Annotated in this window: 16 protein-coding genes; 14 read left to right on the forward strand and 2 right to left on the reverse strand. The window is 45.4% G+C overall.

From position 1 onward, the window contains the following. The first annotated feature begins 202 nt into the window (after positions 1-202). The 6 genes from CU635_RS20310 to recD2 all read left to right on the forward strand — a co-directional run bounded on the left by CU635_RS20310 (position 203) and on the right by recD2 (position 6,901). A complete protein-coding gene (locus tag CU635_RS20310; protein ID WP_101579196.1) occupies positions 203-892 on the forward strand; it encodes a YczE/YyaS/YitT family protein in 690 nt (229 codons plus the stop codon). After that, a complete protein-coding gene (gene cymR, locus CU635_RS20315; protein ID WP_101579197.1) occupies positions 889-1,308 on the forward strand; it encodes a cysteine metabolism transcriptional regulator CymR in 420 nt (139 codons plus the stop codon). Before CU635_RS20310 ends, cymR begins: the two co-directional genes overlap by 4 nt. A gap of 71 nt (positions 1,309-1,379) precedes the next feature. Further along, the gene (locus CU635_RS20320) at positions 1,380-2,522 is read left to right on the forward strand and encodes a cysteine desulfurase family protein (protein ID WP_101579198.1); all 1,143 of its coding nucleotides are present in this window, start codon (positions 1,380-1,382) and stop codon (positions 2,520-2,522) included. Between the two features lie 34 nt (positions 2,523-2,556). Beyond that, positions 2,557-3,672 carry a tRNA 2-thiouridine(34) synthase MnmA gene (mnmA, locus tag CU635_RS20325; RefSeq protein WP_101579199.1) on the forward strand — a complete coding sequence of 372 codons (1,116 nt, stop codon included), beginning with the start codon at positions 2,557-2,559 and terminating at the stop codon, positions 3,670-3,672. A 127-nt stretch (positions 3,673-3,799) separates the two neighbouring features. Then, complete coding sequence (locus CU635_RS20330) at positions 3,800-4,462, forward strand: tetratricopeptide repeat protein (RefSeq protein ID WP_101579211.1); 663 nt, start codon at positions 3,800-3,802, stop codon at positions 4,460-4,462. 27 nt (positions 4,463-4,489) lie between these two features. Next, the gene (gene recD2, locus CU635_RS20335; RefSeq protein ID WP_101579200.1) at positions 4,490-6,901 is read left to right on the forward strand and encodes an SF1B family DNA helicase RecD2; all 2,412 of its coding nucleotides are present in this window, start codon (positions 4,490-4,492) and stop codon (positions 6,899-6,901) included. 48 nt (positions 6,902-6,949) lie between these two features. Here recD2 and CU635_RS20340 read toward each other — a convergent pair whose 3' ends face one another. After that, positions 6,950-7,141, reverse strand: coding sequence for a hypothetical protein (locus CU635_RS20340; RefSeq protein WP_101579201.1), 192 nt, complete (start codon positions 7,139-7,141; stop codon positions 6,950-6,952). 11 nt (positions 7,142-7,152) lie between these two features. Beyond that, entirely contained in the window at positions 7,153-7,626 is a 474-nt protein-coding gene (locus tag CU635_RS20345; RefSeq protein ID WP_101579202.1) for a PRC-barrel domain-containing protein, read from the reverse strand. Positions 7,627-7,798: 172 nt separating this feature from the next. Here CU635_RS20345 and CU635_RS20350 point away from each other — a divergent pair, with 172 nt between their 5' ends. The 8 genes from CU635_RS20350 (at position 7,799) to CU635_RS20385 (ending at position 16,132) form a co-directional block, all read left to right on the forward strand. After that, positions 7,799-8,881: an AI-2E family transporter gene (locus CU635_RS20350; protein ID WP_101579203.1), complete on the forward strand. Its 1,083-nt coding sequence runs from the start codon at positions 7,799-7,801 to the stop codon at positions 8,879-8,881. A 356-nt stretch (positions 8,882-9,237) separates the two neighbouring features. After that, positions 9,238-11,871: an alanine--tRNA ligase gene (gene alaS, locus CU635_RS20355; protein ID WP_101579204.1), complete on the forward strand. Its 2,634-nt coding sequence runs from the start codon at positions 9,238-9,240 to the stop codon at positions 11,869-11,871. Between the two features lie 74 nt (positions 11,872-11,945). Then, complete coding sequence (locus tag CU635_RS20360; protein WP_101579205.1) at positions 11,946-12,212, forward strand: IreB family regulatory phosphoprotein; 267 nt, start codon at positions 11,946-11,948, stop codon at positions 12,210-12,212. Positions 12,213-12,215: 3 nt separating this feature from the next. Further along, the gene (gene ruvX / locus CU635_RS20365; protein ID WP_101579206.1) at positions 12,216-12,632 is read left to right on the forward strand and encodes a Holliday junction resolvase RuvX; all 417 of its coding nucleotides are present in this window, start codon (positions 12,216-12,218) and stop codon (positions 12,630-12,632) included. A gap of 14 nt (positions 12,633-12,646) precedes the next feature. Beyond that, complete coding sequence (locus CU635_RS20370) at positions 12,647-12,937, forward strand: DUF1292 domain-containing protein (RefSeq protein ID WP_101579207.1); 291 nt, start codon at positions 12,647-12,649, stop codon at positions 12,935-12,937. Positions 12,938-13,174: 237 nt separating this feature from the next. Then, a complete protein-coding gene (gene mltG / locus CU635_RS20375; protein ID WP_101579208.1) occupies positions 13,175-14,308 on the forward strand; it encodes an endolytic transglycosylase MltG in 1,134 nt (377 codons plus the stop codon). Between the two features lie 253 nt (positions 14,309-14,561). Then, a complete protein-coding gene (locus tag CU635_RS20380; protein ID WP_101579209.1) occupies positions 14,562-15,197 on the forward strand; it encodes an O-methyltransferase in 636 nt (211 codons plus the stop codon). A 5-nt stretch (positions 15,198-15,202) separates the two neighbouring features. Then, positions 15,203-16,132, forward strand: a complete 930-nt coding sequence (locus CU635_RS20385) for a peptidase U32 family protein (protein WP_101579210.1) — start codon at positions 15,203-15,205, stop codon at positions 16,130-16,132. Positions 16,133-16,197: the final 65 nt, after the last annotated feature.

The raw sequence follows: 16,197 nt of genomic DNA on the forward strand, positions 1-16,197 counted from the left end.
TCATGAATCCGCTTACACGTTTTAGGTGGAAATAAATTCCGCCAACAAATGCTTGACTCAAACGAACTTCTTAACTGGAATGCATTTGCCTGTGTAATTGTGCTATAATATCTAATGCCTACCTGGCTACTATGAATTTAAAGCAAGTTTAAAAAAGCATACACGATAGACAGAATAAACGGGCGGGGAGTCTTGAACAGAAATGATCAGAAAAAGAAAGGGGCAGGTTGGTCCGAGGTTTTTTATTTATGTGACAGGTTTGTTAATCATGTCATTCGGGATCGTCCTGATGATTAAAGGGGATCTCGGGGCGACACCCTGGGATGTTCTCCATGTTGGTTTGTTTTACCGCGTTGGGCTGACAATCGGAAGCTGGTCGATTATTGTCGGCTTTATTATTTTAACAGTTGCAGTACTTATTTCAAAAGAATTCCCTCAGTTTGGCGCTTTTTTGAATATGGTGCTCGTCGGTGTTTTTATTGATTTATATTTATTGCTGCCTTTTCTGAACACGCCATCCTCACTTTTTGGAAAGGGAATTATGCTCCTTGCGGGGATCGTTTTAATGGGGTATGGTATGGGCCTGTACATATCTGCGCAGTTTGGAGCAGGACCCCGCGACAGCCTGATGATTGCGGTCACCTCAAAAACAGGCTGGAAGGTGCGCAATGTCCGGGCAGGAATGGAATTCTTGGTGTTGTTTATTGGCTGGCAGCTTGGCGGACCGATTTTCTGGGGAACAATCCTGTTCAGCCTGACAATTGGGCCGGTAGTTGGATACGCTTTGCCGCAAACCCAGGCATTAACAGATTATTGGCTCGCTCATTTAAAAAATAAACACAGTATTTCGATCGATACAAGTGAAGAGACGAAGCGGGGTGTTGGGATATGAAAATTTCTACAAAAGGGCGTTACGGCTTAACGATCATGATTGAGCTCGCCAAAAAGCATGGTGAAGGACCGATATCACTTAAATCGATTGCGCAAACGAATGGTTTATCCGAGCATTATTTGGAGCAACTGATCGCGCCACTGCGCAATGCAGGCCTCGTGAAGAGCATCCGCGGTGCTTACGGGGGCTATATTCTTGGCGATTTGCCTTCGAAAATCACATCTGGCGATATTATTCGCGTCCTTGAAGGGCCAATCAGCCCGGTCGAGGGAATCGAAGATGAAGAACCGGCGAAGCGCGAATTATGGATGAGAATCCGCGATGCTGTAAAGGAAGTCCTTGATAGCACAACATTGGAAGACTTATCAAATTACACGGATAATGGTGATTCAGATTCTTATATGTTTTATATATAATCAGCAACCAATGGGGTAGCCTAAAGCCTGACAATAAAGCAATTTGTTTTTAAAAAAAGAAGGTGAAAATATTGGAACGCATTTACTTGGATCATGCTGCAACAGCCCCGATGCATCCAAACGTCATCCAAAAAATGGTTGAGACGATGGAATCCCAGTTCGGCAATCCGTCAAGCATCCATTCGTTTGGAAGAGAAGCACGGCATCTTGTTGATGATGCCCGCGAGGTGCTGGCGAGAAGCATTGGTGCGAAGCCCAATGAAATTGTTTTTACAGGCGGCGGCACCGAAGCGGATAATTTAGCAGTGATCGGCGGGGCAGAAGCCAATAAGCATAACGGAAAGCATATCATAACAACGGCCGTTGAGCATCATGCTGTCCTGCATGCCTGCCGGCAATTGGAGAGGCTCGGCTTTGATGTGACTTATTTGCCGGTCGATGAGACCGGAAGCATTTCTATTGCTGAGTTTAAGCAAGCTTTAAGGGACGACACAATTTTAGTTTCGATCATGTATGGCAATAATGAGGTTGGAGTGATTGAGCCGATCAAAGAGGTTGGCGAACTGCTTAAAAACCACCAAGCTTTGTTTCATACGGATGCTGTCCAGGCATATGGCGTTGAAACGCTTGATGTGAACGAACTTTCAGTTGATTTGCTGTCCGTTTCAGCACATAAAATCAACGGCCCAAAAGGGATTGGCTTTTTATACAGCCGCGAAGGAGTCAAGCTGTCTCCTCGGACATTCGGAGGAGAGCAGGAAAGAAAACGGCGCGCCGGAACTGAAAATGTGGCAGCAATTGCCGGCTTTCGTGAGGCTGTGATTATTTCGCAAACGGAGCTGGAAGAAAGACGAAGCCGTTATCGTTCCTTTAAAAAGCTGTTTGTCGATCGCCTTGAAAAAGAAGGAGTAAAGTTTTTCATAAACAGTTCGCTTGATAATTCGTTGCCCCATGTTTTAAACTTAAGCTTTCCGGGGACGGATGTTGAAGCAATGCTTGTGAATCTTGACCTTGCCGGAATCGCGGCATCAAGCGGATCGGCATGCACAGCAGGCTCGATTGATCCCTCGCATGTTCTTGTGGCTATGTTCGGCAAAGACTCAGACCGGACTAAAAACTCGATTCGTTACAGCTTCGGTTTGAACAATACAGCGGAACAAGTGGAAAAAGCAGCAAGTGAAACAGCTAAAATTGTTAAGCGGCTAACCGCTTGAAGATAGACAGCATAAAAGAAGCGGAGTGAATAATATGACTAAACTCCCAGAAAACACGAGAGTGGTCGTTGGAATGTCAGGTGGGGTAGACTCGTCGGTGGCTGCCCTTTTGCTCAAGCAGCAAGGCTATGATGTGATCGGCATTTTTATGAAAAACTGGGACGATACGGATGAAAATGGCGTTTGTACTGCGACTGAGGATTATAATGATGTCATTCGCGTCTGCAATCAAATCGGCATTCCCTACTATGCGGTTAATTTTGAAAAGCAATATTGGGAAAAAGTCTTTACTTATTTCCTTGAAGAATATAAAGCAGGCAGAACTCCAAATCCGGATGTGATGTGCAACAAGGAAATTAAATTTAAAGCGTTTCTTGAGCATGCTGTAAAGCTTGGAGCCGATTATTTAGCAACAGGCCATTATGCACAGGTGGAGTTCCGTGACGGCGAGTACAAAATGCTGCGCGGCCTGGATGAGAATAAAGACCAGACCTATTTTCTGAATCAGTTGACCCAGTCCCAGCTTGAAAAAGTCATGTTTCCAATTGGCGGCTTGGAAAAGTCGGAAGTTAGGGAAATTGCTCTTAAAGCCGGTCTTGCAACTGCAACGAAAAAAGACAGCACAGGCATTTGCTTTATCGGTGAAAGAAACTTTAAGGAGTTCCTTGGCAATTACCTTCCAGCCCAGCCCGGAAATATGGAAACTTTTGATGGTGAAGTTATGGGCAAGCATGACGGGTTGATGTATTATACAATCGGTCAGCGTCACGGTCTCGGGATCGGCGGTTCTGGTGATCCATGGTTTGTGGTCGGCAAGGACCTGGAGAGAAATGTGCTTTATGTCGGCCAGGGATTCGAGAATGAAAAGCTGTATTCCGACTCAATCACAGCGGTTAATGTCAGCTGGGTATCCGGCAAGCCGAAACCGGTGGAGTTCGAATGCACAGCGAAATTCCGCTACCGCCAGCCTGATAACAAAGTAACTGTGCAACTGCTTGAAGATGGCAAGGCGAAAGTTGTCTTCCATGAACCGATAAGGGCTGTTACTCCCGGACAAGCGGTTGTGTTTTATCAAGGGGATGAATGCCTCGGAGGCGGAACAATTGACGAGATATATATGGATGGAGAGCAGCTTACGTATGTAGGCTAATGTATGAATGTAACCCTTGATTCCTGCCAAGCCGGAATCGGGGTTTTTTTCCGCCAAAACGGGGATGGATACAAATAAATATTCCCAATTGTGCTATACTTTCATTGAGAACGGAGCGTGCGCGATCATGGATAAAAACCAATTAGGTATTCAATATATGAAAGAAGGAAATTGGGAGGAAGCGGCCAAACTTTTTTCAGCAGCGATAGAGGAAAATCCTCACGATCCCGTTGCTTATATTAATTTTGGTAATGTTCTTGCCGCGGTTGGCGAAACGAACAGGGCCCTTAAGTTTTATGAAAAGGCAATTGCTCTGGATGAAACGGCTGCTGCTGCGTATTACAGCGCCGGGAATTTATATTTTGAAAACGAGCAGTTTGCAGAAGCAAAAAACATGTTTGAAAAAGCGATGAAAAACGGTCTCGATTCAGCCGATAATTTCTTTATGCTCGGGATGTCGTTCGTGCAGCTCGAGCAGCCTCGTTTTGCGCTTCCATACCTGCAAAGAAGTACGGAGTTAAATGACGAAGATCCAGAAGCAAGATTTCAATACGGCCTATGCCTGGCCCAGCAGGATTTACTTGATGAAGCGATCACGCAATTTGAAAAATGTATTGAAATAGATGCTGAGCATGCGGATGCTTTTTATAACCTTGGAGTCGCTTTTGGCTTTAAGGAACAGCCGGGAAAGGCGCTGGCTATGTTTGAAAAAGCGCTCGATATTCAACCGGACCATTTACTCGCCGGCTATGGCAAAAAGCTGCTTGAAAATGGCGACGAAACGATTTAAAAATTTGACGAAAAGGAGGGAAACCCGGTGGATAAGCAAAATTCGCTAGAATTATTTTCAGAGCAAGGGAAGTTTGTCAGAGGAAAACATTTAGTGACGATTTTTCATAATGAACAAAATTTGTATACGGTGCTTCGCATCCGTATTGAAGAAACGAATGAAGAATACGAGGATAAAGAAGCGGTTATCACCGGGTACTTCCCGAGAATTCACGAACAGGAATCATATGTTTTTTTCGGCGAGTTTAAGGATCATCCTAAATTTGGCTTACAGTACCAGGTTAGCCATTTCCGCAAGGACCTTCCACAATCAAAACAAGGTGTAATCAATTATTTGTCCGGGGAGCTTTTTAAAGGGATCGGGAAAAAAACAGCCGAGAAGATCGTTGACACATTGGGAGAAAATGCGATCTCCCGTATTTTGAGCCAACCATCGATTCTCGATACGATTCCCAAGCTTCCGCCTGATAAAGCGAAACAGCTGTATGATACGCTGATGGAGCATCAGGGGCTTGAACAAATCATGGTTGCCTTGAATGAATATGGGTTTGGTCCGCAGCTATCGATGAAAATTTATCAAGCCTATAAAGAGAATACGATTGAGATTCTCCAATCGAATCCGTATAAGCTTGTTGAGGATGTGGAGGGAATCGGCTTCGGAAGGGCTGATGAACTCGGCTATCAGCTCGGGATCAGGGGCAGCCATCCTGATCGGATCAAAGCGGCCTGCCTCTATTGCCTCGAACTGGAGAGCATGCAGGCCGGCCATGTTTTTGCAAATGCCGCGGATGTGCTCGAGTCTGTCAAAAAGCTGCTTGAAGACAACCAGCACGAGGAAATCGAGTTTCAACACATTTCAAACGAACTGGTCAAGCTGGAACAGGAAGGAAAGCTGGTCGTTGAAGAAAAGCGCCTTTACTTGCCTTCTTTATTTTTCTCGGAAAAAGGAGTCGTAACCAATATTAAGCGGCTGCTTAGCCAGACGGAATATAAGGACCAGTTTCCCGAGTCGGAATTTTTGCTGGCGCTTGGCAGCCTTGAAGAGCGGCTCGGTGTCCAGTATGCACCATCCCAGAAAGAAGCGATTCAAACGGCACTGATGTCACCAATGCTTATTCTGACTGGCGGTCCCGGCACCGGCAAGACCACCGTGATTAAAGGGATTGTCGAGCTTTATGCCGAACTGCACGGCTGTTCATTGGACCCGAAAGATTATAAAAAAGAAGAGCCGTTTCCGTTTTTACTGGCTGCCCCGACAGGAAGGGCAGCGAAGCGGATGACGGAGTCAACGGGCCTGCCTGCAGTGACGATCCACCGGCTGCTTGGCTGGAATGGTACAGAGGGTTTTGACCATCATGAGGATAACCCGCTCGAAGGCAAAATCTTGATCGTAGACGAAACGTCTATGGTTGATATTTGGCTGGCAAACCAGCTTTTCAAAGCATTGCCCGCCAATATTCAAGTTATTCTTGTTGGTGACGAGGACCAGCTTCCATCTGTCGGACCCGGCCAGGTTTTAAAGGATTTGCTCCAGTCTGAATGCGTTCCCACTGTCCTGCTTAGCGATATTTACCGACAGGCTGAGGGGTCGAGCATCATTGAGCTTGCCCACTCGATAAAAAATGGCCAGCTTCCGCAAAATATTTCCGTACAGCAGCCTGACCGCTCGTTCATTAAATGCTCGCCGGCACAAGTTGCCGATGTCATTGAAAAAGTCGCATTCAATGCAAAAAAGAAAGGCTATTCGGCCAAAGATATTCAGGTTCTGGCTCCTATGTACAGGGGACCGGCCGGAATTGACAGGTTGAACGTGATGCTTCAGGAGATTTTTAATCCGAACCCTGATGGGACGAGAAAAGAGATTTCGTTCGGGGACGTAAAATACCGGATTGGAGATAAGGTACTCCAGCTTGTCAATCAGCCGGAAAGCCATGTTTATAACGGGGATATTGGCGAAATTGTCTCTATTTTTTACGCGCGGGAAAACACGGAAAAGCAGGATATGGTGATCGTTTCATTTGATGGAGTCGAAGCCACATATACAAGGCAGGATTTAAATCAGATCACCCATGCCTATTGCTGTTCAGTCCATAAATCCCAGGGAAGCGAATTCCCGATTGTGATTTTGCCTGTCGTGAAAAGTTATTACCGAATGCTGCGCCGAAACCTGATCTACACCGGGATTACAAGAAGCAAGCAATTTTTAATTTTGTGCGGCGAGCCCGACGCTTTGCGGATCGGAGTTGAAAGAGCCGACGATCAGGCCCGGAACACAACGCTTTCGGCAAAGCTCCGCGCCTCTATTCGGGGCGGTTACGAGCAGGAAGTGGCTCCATCTTCCGAAAAGGAAATCTCATATGAAGAGCAATTAATGAATGCAGACCCAATGATCGGGATGGAGAATACTACTCCCTATGATTTTCTTGAAAACCTGCAGTGAGAAAAGAGACCGGCAATGGTTCATCCTTCCGGTCCCTTCATATAAGCGTTAACTACTGTAACGGCGCTCATGTTCATCGAAAAGATCATCAAGAGAGCTTAATGTTCCGTCTTCCTCAACCTGATGCGTATTGATGATTCCTTGAGATAAAGTAAGCTCAATAAAACAACTCCAACAATAATATTGGTTGATGCCAATTTTTCCGATATCTTTGCTTTGGCAATTAGGGCATTTCAGCATGGGATTACACCTCACGTTTTTACGTTAACAATGATGGCGTCATTCCCGATTGCTGGCGGTTCAGCCGTTTTAACGACCCGTCTCCCCTCCGTAATATCAGAAAAGAAACCATCTGTTAATTCATACCCTATGATCGTTCCCACTTCTTCCATAAAATATACATCCTGAACAAGGCCAAGCTTTTCTCCTTCTGTAGTGATCAACATTTTGCCTGACAGATTTTGCTGGTGCTCAATCGTATAATCAGGAGGATTTTTGACGGGTTCCAAAACATCAACACTGTCTACAATGATCCCATCCCAGCCAAATGAAGCAACATTTTCCACTTTGATAATATATGATTTGCGGAACAATGCCCCTTTCCGCAACAGCAATCCCAGTACCCGCCCGTTTGCGGTAATACTAAGATCACAAACCTCGCCAATTTTATTCCCGCTTTTCAGTTCATACACGGGCAGTCCTTTTAATAGTGAGAATGTCCGCAAAGGAATCTCCCGCCTTTCTTGGCCTGTTTATTTTTTGTTGTTCTTTTGAAAAAAATAACGGAAAACCGCTTCCAGCCATGGTGAAAATTTCATTGCAATGTCGTGAAACAGGCAGCCTCATGTATATTTCCAAGTATTCCTCCAACAATAATTGCAAAGGAGGCTGGTAATTTTGGAAATAAGGATGAAATGGTATTACCGGCTCGGCTTCATGCTGCTACTATTTATTGTGTTGTTTACTTTTTTAAAACTGCAGCAAATTTGGCTGCCGATATTAGAAGTGATCATGACCGTGTTGCTGCCTTTTCTGATTTCGGCTTTTATTACTTATCTTCTTCACCCGGTTGTTGAAAAATTGCACGAAGCTGGTTTGCACAGGGGCCTCGCTGTATTTATTATTTATTTTCTGTTTTTTGGGGGGCTGGGCTGGGCCTTTTACAAAGGGATTCCTGCTTTTATTGTCCAGTTGAAGGATCTTTCGGAACATGCCCCGGAGTTTGCAAACCAATACCGCAGCTGGATTGATACGATTCAAAGCCGGACGTCGGCATGGCCTGACGGGGTCCAGGACCGGATCGATGAAAATATTGCATCGGCGGAAAAAGCATTGGACCGGATGCTGGCCCGGATCATCGACGCGCTTGTTGCTGTTATTAATTCACTGTTGATTGTCGCAATTATTCCGTTTATCGCCTTTTACATGCTTAAGGATCATCTCTTAATCAAAAAGGCTGCATGGTACTTAACGCCGCGAACATGGCGAAAGCATGCAGAATTGTTTCTAAGGGATGTCGATAAATCGTTGGGAGGTTATATCAGGGGCCAGCTGTTTGTCTGTTTTATTATGGCGGCGCTGTCGACATTGCTGTTTTGGATGATCGGGATGAGGTATCCACTTTTGCTCGGGCTAATTGTTGGAGTGACCAACATCATTCCTTATTTTGGCCCTTTTATTGGGGTCATTCCAGCCGCGGTTCTGGCGGCAACGATTTCGTTAAAAATGGTTGTATTGTCGATCATTATTGTTTTCTCACTGCAGTTTTTAGAAGGGAATATCCTCTCGCCATTAATCATTGGCAAAAGCCTTCATATGCATCCGCTGTTTATTATGCTCGCGTTGCTGGCCGGGGGAGAAGTGGGCGGAGTCACGGGGTTGATACTGGCTGTCCCGGTTATGGCAGTCGCAAAAGTGGCGATCGTCCACGCAAAAGACCATTTCAGCAGAAATAAACAACTCGTCCGCGGCGGTGATTGACAGTTTGACAAACGATTCACCGCTTTTATATAATGCGGGTATAAGAATAATAGCAAACATGTTGAAGGATCGAGTATGCTGAATAGCCATTTAAGCGCTCCCGAGCGTAAGAGAAGAATTCCCCCGGGCTGAAAGGAATTCTAAATGAAAGCAGCAGAACGCTAATCCGGAATGCAGCTAACCACTGCCGTTTAACCGCGTTATGGTGATTGAGAGGTGGATGCATCAATGCGTCCATTATCAGGGTGGTACCGCGAGTTAGCTCTCGTCCCTGTAAGGGGATGAGGGCTTTTTGTGTTTTCTTTTTCAACGTGGGTAAACACATTCGTTAAATATTTTATAAGGAGGGCATAGTAATGAAGCAGTTAACAGGATCACAAATTCGCCGGATGTTTCTTGAATTTTTTAAAGAAAAAGGGCATGCGGTTGAACCAAGCGCTCCGCTTGTTCCGCACGATGATCCTTCATTGCTGTGGATCAACAGCGGTGTGGCAACATTAAAAAAATACTTTGATGGACGGGTCGTACCTGAAAATCCGCGCATCACCAATGCACAGAAGTCGATTCGCACGAACGATATTGAGAACGTCGGAAAGACAGCAAGACATCATACATTTTTTGAGATGCTGGGGAACTTTTCAATTGGCGACTATTTTAAAGAGGAAGCCATTGTATGGGCCTGGGAATTTCTTACCGACCGAAAATGGATAGGATTTAAGCCGGAGCTATTGTCTGTGACGATACATCCCGAGGATGACGAAGCTTATGAAATTTGGAACAAGAAAATCGGGCTTCCTGAGGAACGAATTATTCGGTTAGAAGGGAATTTTTGGGATATTGGTGAAGGGCCGAGTGGTCCGAACACGGAAATTTTCTATGACCGGGGTCCAAAGTACGGCAATGATCCAGAAGATGCGGAGCTATATCCGGGCGGCGAAAATGACCGTTATCTCGAGGTATGGAATCTCGTTTTTTCAGAATTCAATCATAACCCTAACGGTACTTATACACCGCTTCCAAAGAAAAACATTGATACGGGGATGGGGCTTGAGCGGATGGCATCGGTCGTCCAGGATGTGCCGACCAACTTTGACACGGATCTTTTCGTGCCGATTATTAAAGTGACAGAACAAATCTCTGGTGAAAAATACGGCAGTAATCAGGAGAAGGATACAGCGTTCAAAGTGATTGCCGATCATATTCGAACGGTCGCCTTTGCCGTAGGCGACGGCGCACTGCCGTCCAACGAAGGCAGGGGCTATGTTCTGCGCCGCCTGCTGAGACGGGCCGTGCGCTATGCCAAGCTCATAAACATTGACAAGCCATTTATGTTTGAGCTTGTTCCGGTTGTCAGCGAAATCATGGCCGATTTTTATTCGGATGTCCAGCAAAAAACCGAGTTTATTCAAAAGGTCATTAAAAACGAAGAAGAACGGTTCCATGAAACGCTGCATGAGGGCTTGGCGATTTTAGAGAGTGTTATCAACAAAGAAACGGAACTAGGCAGCCGAATTATTCAGGGCGCTGATGTGTTCCGTCTTTACGACACTTATGGCTTCCCTGTCGAATTAACAGAGGAATACGCGGAAGAGGCCGGGCTGACGATCGATCATGAAGGCTTTGAAAAAGAAATGGCAAACCAGCGGGAGCGGGCCCGGTCTGCCCGGCACGATGTTGGATCGATGCAGGTTCAAGGCGGCATTCTCGGGGAAATCAAAGACGACAGCAAGTTTGTCGGCTATGATCAGCTTGAAACAAAAGCGAATGTCGTTACGATTGTAAAAGATGGGGAACTCGCCGATGCAGCCACTGTTGGCGATGAAGTCCAGCTCATCCTTGATCAGACGCCGTTTTATGCTGAGAGCGGCGGGCAGATTGCTGATATAGGGACTCTTTCTGCCACAGGGCTTTTAGTTCATGTGCTTGATGTTCAAAAGGCTCCAAATGGACAAAATCTTCATCGTGCGGTGATTAAAGAAGGCAAGCTCCAAAAAGGCCAACAAGTAGCAGCTGTTGTGAATAAGGCGAACCGTGCAAAAGTAATTAAAAATCATACTGCGACGCATCTATTGCACCAAGCTTTGAAAGATGTTTTAGGAGCCCATGTAAACCAGGCCGGCTCCCTCGTCGGACCTGACCGGCTTCGCTTTGACTTTTCCCACTTTGGACATGTTAGTACTGAAGAGCTTGAAAAGATTGAAAGCATTGTGAATGATAAGATTTGGCGCGGCATCGGTGTAAACATCGATTACAAGCCGATTGATGAGGCAAAGGCAATGGGGGCAATGGCCCTGTTCGGAGAAAAATACGGCAAGATTGTCAGGGTGGTCCAGGTTGGCGATTACAGCCTTGAGCTTTGCGGCGGCTGCCATGTTCCAAACACTTCCGTTATTGGCTTGTTCAAAATTTTATCGGAAAGCGGCATTGGCGCAGGTACAAGACGAATTGAAGCAGTGACCGGTGAGGCGGCCTACCAAGTATTAAACGAACAAGTCTCGGTATTAAAAGAAGCGGCAGCAAAGCTGAAAACCAATCCGAAAGAGGTTTCAGCTCGAATCGATTCATTGCTTGCGGAGATCAAACAGCTCCAGCGTGAAAACGAATCGCTTGCTGGGAAGCTTGGAAATATTGAAGCAGGGAGCCTTGTCTCGAAAGCGCGTGAGGCGAACGGAATTACCTACCTGGCTGCAAAAGTTCAAGCAGCCGATATGAACAACCTTCGCAATATGGCAGACGATTTGAAAAACAAACTTGGCTCAGCCGTGATTGTTCTCGGCAGCGTCCATGAAGACAAAGTGAACATCATTGCCGGTGTCACTAAAGACTTGATTGAAAAAGGATACCACGCCGGCAAACTCGTTAAAGAAGTGGCAACGCGGTGCGGAGGCGGGGGCGGCGGACGGCCTGACATGGCACAGGCAGGCGGTAAAGACCCGAATAAACTTGATGCTGCCCTTGAATTTGTCGAGGAATGGGTAAAATCAATTTGATATCGGGCCAAACTAGTGTAAAATGTAGGTAATTAATGATTGATAGCGTATTATCGCAAAGCGAGGTGCAAAATATGAGCTCTTTTGATAAAACGATGAGATTTAACTTTCCTGAAGAGCCTTTTGAACATGACGTAAACGATGTTCTTTTTCAAGTGTATGAGGCCTTGCAGGAAAAAGGCTACAACCCGATTAATCAAATCGTTGGTTACCTGCTGTCAGGAGATCCTGCTTACATCCCGCGCCATAGAGATGCACGCAATATTATCCGCAAGCTTGAACGGGACGAAATCATCGAAGAATTGGTAAAATCATATTTAAAGCAGCAGCGAGAGGGATAGCGTATGCGGACACTGGGATTGGACGTCGGCTCGAAAACAGTCGGGGTTGCGGTCAGCGATGAATTAGGCTGGACTGCTCAGGGGTTGGAAACAATCCGGATAAATGAAGAAGAAAAAGAGTTTGGTTTCGAGCAAATTGGTAAAATAATAAAAGAGTATGAAGTTGGCGAAGTGGTGGTCGGTTTGCCGAAGAATATGAATGGAACAATCGGACCACGCGGCGAAGCAAGCCGATTTTATGCAAGTGAACTCGAAAAAAGGTTTGGCCTCCCTGTTGTGCTCTGGGATGAACGACTGACTACAGTTGCCGCTGAACGGATTCTGCTCGAAGCGGATGTCAGCCGGAAAAAGCGCAGTAAAGTGATCGACAAAATGGCTGCCGGCATGATTCTGCAGGGATATCTGGACAGCAAAAATTAATGAGGTGAAAAGAAATGGACCACGGAGAAAATCATATTACAGTAGTGGATGAAGAAGGAAATGAACAGCTTTGCGAAGTGTTGTTTACATTCGACTCTGAAGAGTTCGGCAAATCATATGTTCTTTACTACCCAGTCGGCGCCGATGAGGACGATGAAGAAGATATTGAAATTCACGCTTCCGCATTCATGCCAACCGAAGAGAATGAGGAAGGCGAACTGATGCCGATTGAAACGGACGAGGAATGGGATATGATTGAAGAAATGCTCAACACGTTTCTTGAAAATCAAGACGAAGAAGAATAAGCGAGAACAGGCTGGTCCTCCAAGGGCCAGCCTGCTTTTTATTTTGATCCCGGCTGGTAAAAGTTGTTTTGAACAAATTGTTTAAAATAAATATTGTCGTAACGATGCTGACGTGTGAAATTTTTGCAATATTTTGCGACGAAAAAAAGAAAATATAGTATAATGATTCGAGATGTACGAAAAGGGTTACATACGATAGTTGTGTCATTTCGGCCCTTTGCCTTGGAGGGGATTACGATGTCAACAGAAGAACAGAACAGCAAAAAAGAACTGATTCGCCAAAAAAAGCTTGAACACCAGTCAGAAGCTAAAGTTGTTCGCAAAATTGTCTTTATCATTGCGATTGTGCTTTTTCTGCTAATCGGTGGATTGACAGCAGGAGGCTATTTTTATATTCAATCAGCGCTAAAGCCTGTAGACCCAGGCAATGAAACGAAAAAACCGGTTGAGATTCCGATCGGTTCATCCGTGAGCGGCATTGCTGAAATATTAGAATCGAGCGGTGTCATCAAAGATGCGCGCGTATTCAAATATTATGTAAAATTGAAAAATGAATCCGGATTTATGGCCGGTAACTATAATATGAACCCGTCGATGACAATTCCCGAGATTATCGAAAGTTTAAAAACAGGCCGGGTATTGCAGGATGAAGTATTTAGAATGACGATCCCGGAAGGAAAGCAGCTGTCGGAGATTGCGGGGATTATCGCTGAAAAAACAAACAGCGAGCAAGCAGACGTGTTCAATCAGCTTAACGATCGGGCATTCATTGATGGATTGCGGACCAAATATCCGGAAGTGCTGACAGAAGAAATTTTTAATGCAAATGTTAAACACCCATTAGAAGGGTATCTGTTCCCGGCAACTTATCCATTCTATACTGAACAGCCTGCATTGGAAGAAATTGTATCGGTTATGCTCGATAAAACAAACGCTGTTCTGGCTGAATACTCGGAACAGATGGAAGAGCAGGCTTTTACTGCTCATAAGCTATTAACAATGGCTTCATTAATTGAAGAGGAAGCAACCGAGCAGGCGGACCGTGATCAAATTGCCAGTGTCTTTTACAACCGGATTGACACAGGCATGCCTTTACAGACAGATCCTACCGTCCTGTACGCCCATGGCGAACATAAAGGCAGGGTCTTGTATGAAGATCTTGAAATTGATTCTCCTTACAACACCTACCAGAATCAAGGACTGCCGCCAGGACCAATCGCCAATGCAGGCGTGATGTCGATTGAAGCTGCAATAAACCCAAAGGAAACCAACTATCTTTATTTCCTGGCAACTTCAAAAGGTGATGTCCTGTTTTCAGAAACCCTTGATGAACATAATCAGAAAAAAGCTGAACACATCACGAATAATTAGTGAAAAGGGGAATGCAGAAAAATTAGCATTCCCCGTTTATTTTATGATAAAATAGATCAGGTGTTTTAACAGACCTGATAGCGTCCAAGGATACCGGCTTACAGCTGAGTTGATAAATGAATCGGCCAGTGTCTTCATTTATCCTGTGCACGCTATTTTTTCATGTCTAAAATGTGAAAAAACATAAGGATGGATAAAACGGCGGCTGGGATTAGCGCCGAAACAAGATCCAGAACCGTGAGGTGAGATGGCTTTGTTGAATGAAGAGCTGCAAGCATATTTAGACGAATTAATTCCAGAGCGTCCAGAGCTGATAATGGAAATTGAAAGGTATGCCGCACTTTATCATGTTCCGATTATGGAAAATAGCGGCATGGAAGTGCTGCTGCAGCTGCTCAGAATTCATCGGCCTGATTCAATTCTTGAAATCGGAGCGGCGATCGGCTATTCCGCTTTACGGATGTCGCTGGCGCTCCCTTCTGCTAAAATCGTCACGGTTGAAAGAGATGAGGAGAGAGTGGCGATCGCCCTCGAGAACTTTAAAAAAGCGGGTAACAGCATGATCACGTTGGTAAAAGGAGATGCTCTTCAGGTTGATGTCGAGGTTGCATCCCATGCGCCATTTGATGCGATCTTCATTGATGCCGCCAAAGGGCAGTACCGCCGATTTTTTGAGTTATATTCCGCCTTCCTCAAAGCAGGAGGGTTAATGATAACAGATAACGTCTTGTTTAAAGGACTTGTATCAGCAGAGCAGATTGATCATAAGCGCACGCGGAGCTTAGTAAACAAGATAAAAGATTTTAATAGCTGGCTTGTAAACCATCCTGATTATGACACCGTTATCCTCCCTGTTGGGGATGGAATTGCCGTCAGCAAAAAGAGGTGAAAGCAATGAAAAAACCAGAATTATTAGTTACACCTGTCAGTGTCGGGGATATTGTTCCTTTATCTATTGCCGGTGCGGACGCTTTCGTGATCGGGGAACAGCGCTATGGCCTGCGCCTAGCCGGTGAATTTGACCGGGATGCGATCGTAAAGGCGGTCGATCTTGCCCACTCTCACAATAAAAAAGTATACATAGCGATGAATGCGATCTTTCATAATGAGAAAGTGGACGAGCTTGAGGACTATATTCACTTTTTGAAAGAGGCAAAAGCAGATGCGGTTATTTTTGGCGATCCTGCTGTGTTAATGGCGGCGCGCCTTGCAGCTCCCGAGATGAAGCTGCACTGGAATACAGAAACAACGGCAACAAATTGGTATACTTGCAACTACTGGGGCCGAAAAGGTGCGAGGCGGGCCGTAATAGCAAGGGAGATAAACATCGATGCGATTGTCGAGATGAAAGAGCATGCTGAAGTTGAACTCGAGGTCCAGGTCCATGGAATGACGGCAATGTTCCAATCGAAGCGCTCCCTGCTTGGAAACTATTTTGAATATCAAGGAAAGGCGATGGAAGTGGAGAATCGCCAACAGGCAGGGGATATGTTCCTCCATGATAAAGAGCGGGACAACAAATATCCGATTTTTGAAGACGAAAATGGCACCCATATCATGAGCCCTAATGATATTTGCATGATCGATGAGCTTCAGGAAATGGTTGAAGCGGGCATCGACTCTTTTAAAATTGACGGGATCTTAAAGTGCCCTGAATATATTCTTGAAGTTACGAAGCTTTATCGAAAAGCGATTGATCTATGTGTCGAAAATCCGGATCAATACGATGAGGAAAAGCACAGTCTTTTTGCAAACATAGAAGAATTGCAGCCTGAAAACCGCCCGCTTGATACAGGATTTTTCTTTAAAGAGACGGTCTATTGACCGAAATGCGGAAGCGCCTTGGTCAGCCCTGACAGGCGTTGGAGGACCTGACACTGAAGTCGTTC

The sequence above is a fragment of the Bacillus canaveralius genome (genome assembly GCF_002860125.1).
Classification (GTDB): Bacteria; Bacillota; Bacilli; order Bacillales; family Cytobacillaceae; genus Bacillus_BJ; species Bacillus_BJ canaveralius.

Bases quoted from the DNA above. Each gene is read 5' to 3' on its own strand.
- CU635_RS20310 (WP_101579196.1), top strand. From the start codon at position 203: ATGATCAGAAAAAGAAAGGGGCAGGTTGGTCCGAGGTTTTTTATTTAT.
- cymR (WP_101579197.1), top strand. From the start codon at position 889: ATGAAAATTTCTACAAAAGGGCGTTACGGCTTAACGATCATGATTGAG.
- mnmA (WP_101579199.1), top strand. From the start codon at position 2,557: ATGACTAAACTCCCAGAAAACACGAGAGTGGTCGTTGGAATGTCAGGT.
- CU635_RS20330 (WP_101579211.1), top strand. From the start codon at position 3,800: ATGGATAAAAACCAATTAGGTATTCAATATATGAAAGAAGGAAATTGG.
- CU635_RS20340 (WP_101579201.1), bottom strand. From the start codon at position 7,141: ATGCTGAAATGCCCTAATTGCCAAAGCAAAGATATCGGAAAAATTGGC.
- alaS (WP_101579204.1), top strand. From the start codon at position 9,238: ATGAAGCAGTTAACAGGATCACAAATTCGCCGGATGTTTCTTGAATTT.
- CU635_RS20360 (WP_101579205.1), top strand. From the start codon at position 11,946: ATGAGCTCTTTTGATAAAACGATGAGATTTAACTTTCCTGAAGAGCCT.
- ruvX (WP_101579206.1), top strand. From the start codon at position 12,216: ATGCGGACACTGGGATTGGACGTCGGCTCGAAAACAGTCGGGGTTGCG.
- CU635_RS20370 (WP_101579207.1), top strand. From the start codon at position 12,647: ATGGACCACGGAGAAAATCATATTACAGTAGTGGATGAAGAAGGAAAT.
- mltG (WP_101579208.1), top strand. From the start codon at position 13,175: ATGTCAACAGAAGAACAGAACAGCAAAAAAGAACTGATTCGCCAAAAA.
- CU635_RS20385 (WP_101579210.1), top strand. From the start codon at position 15,203: ATGAAAAAACCAGAATTATTAGTTACACCTGTCAGTGTCGGGGATATT.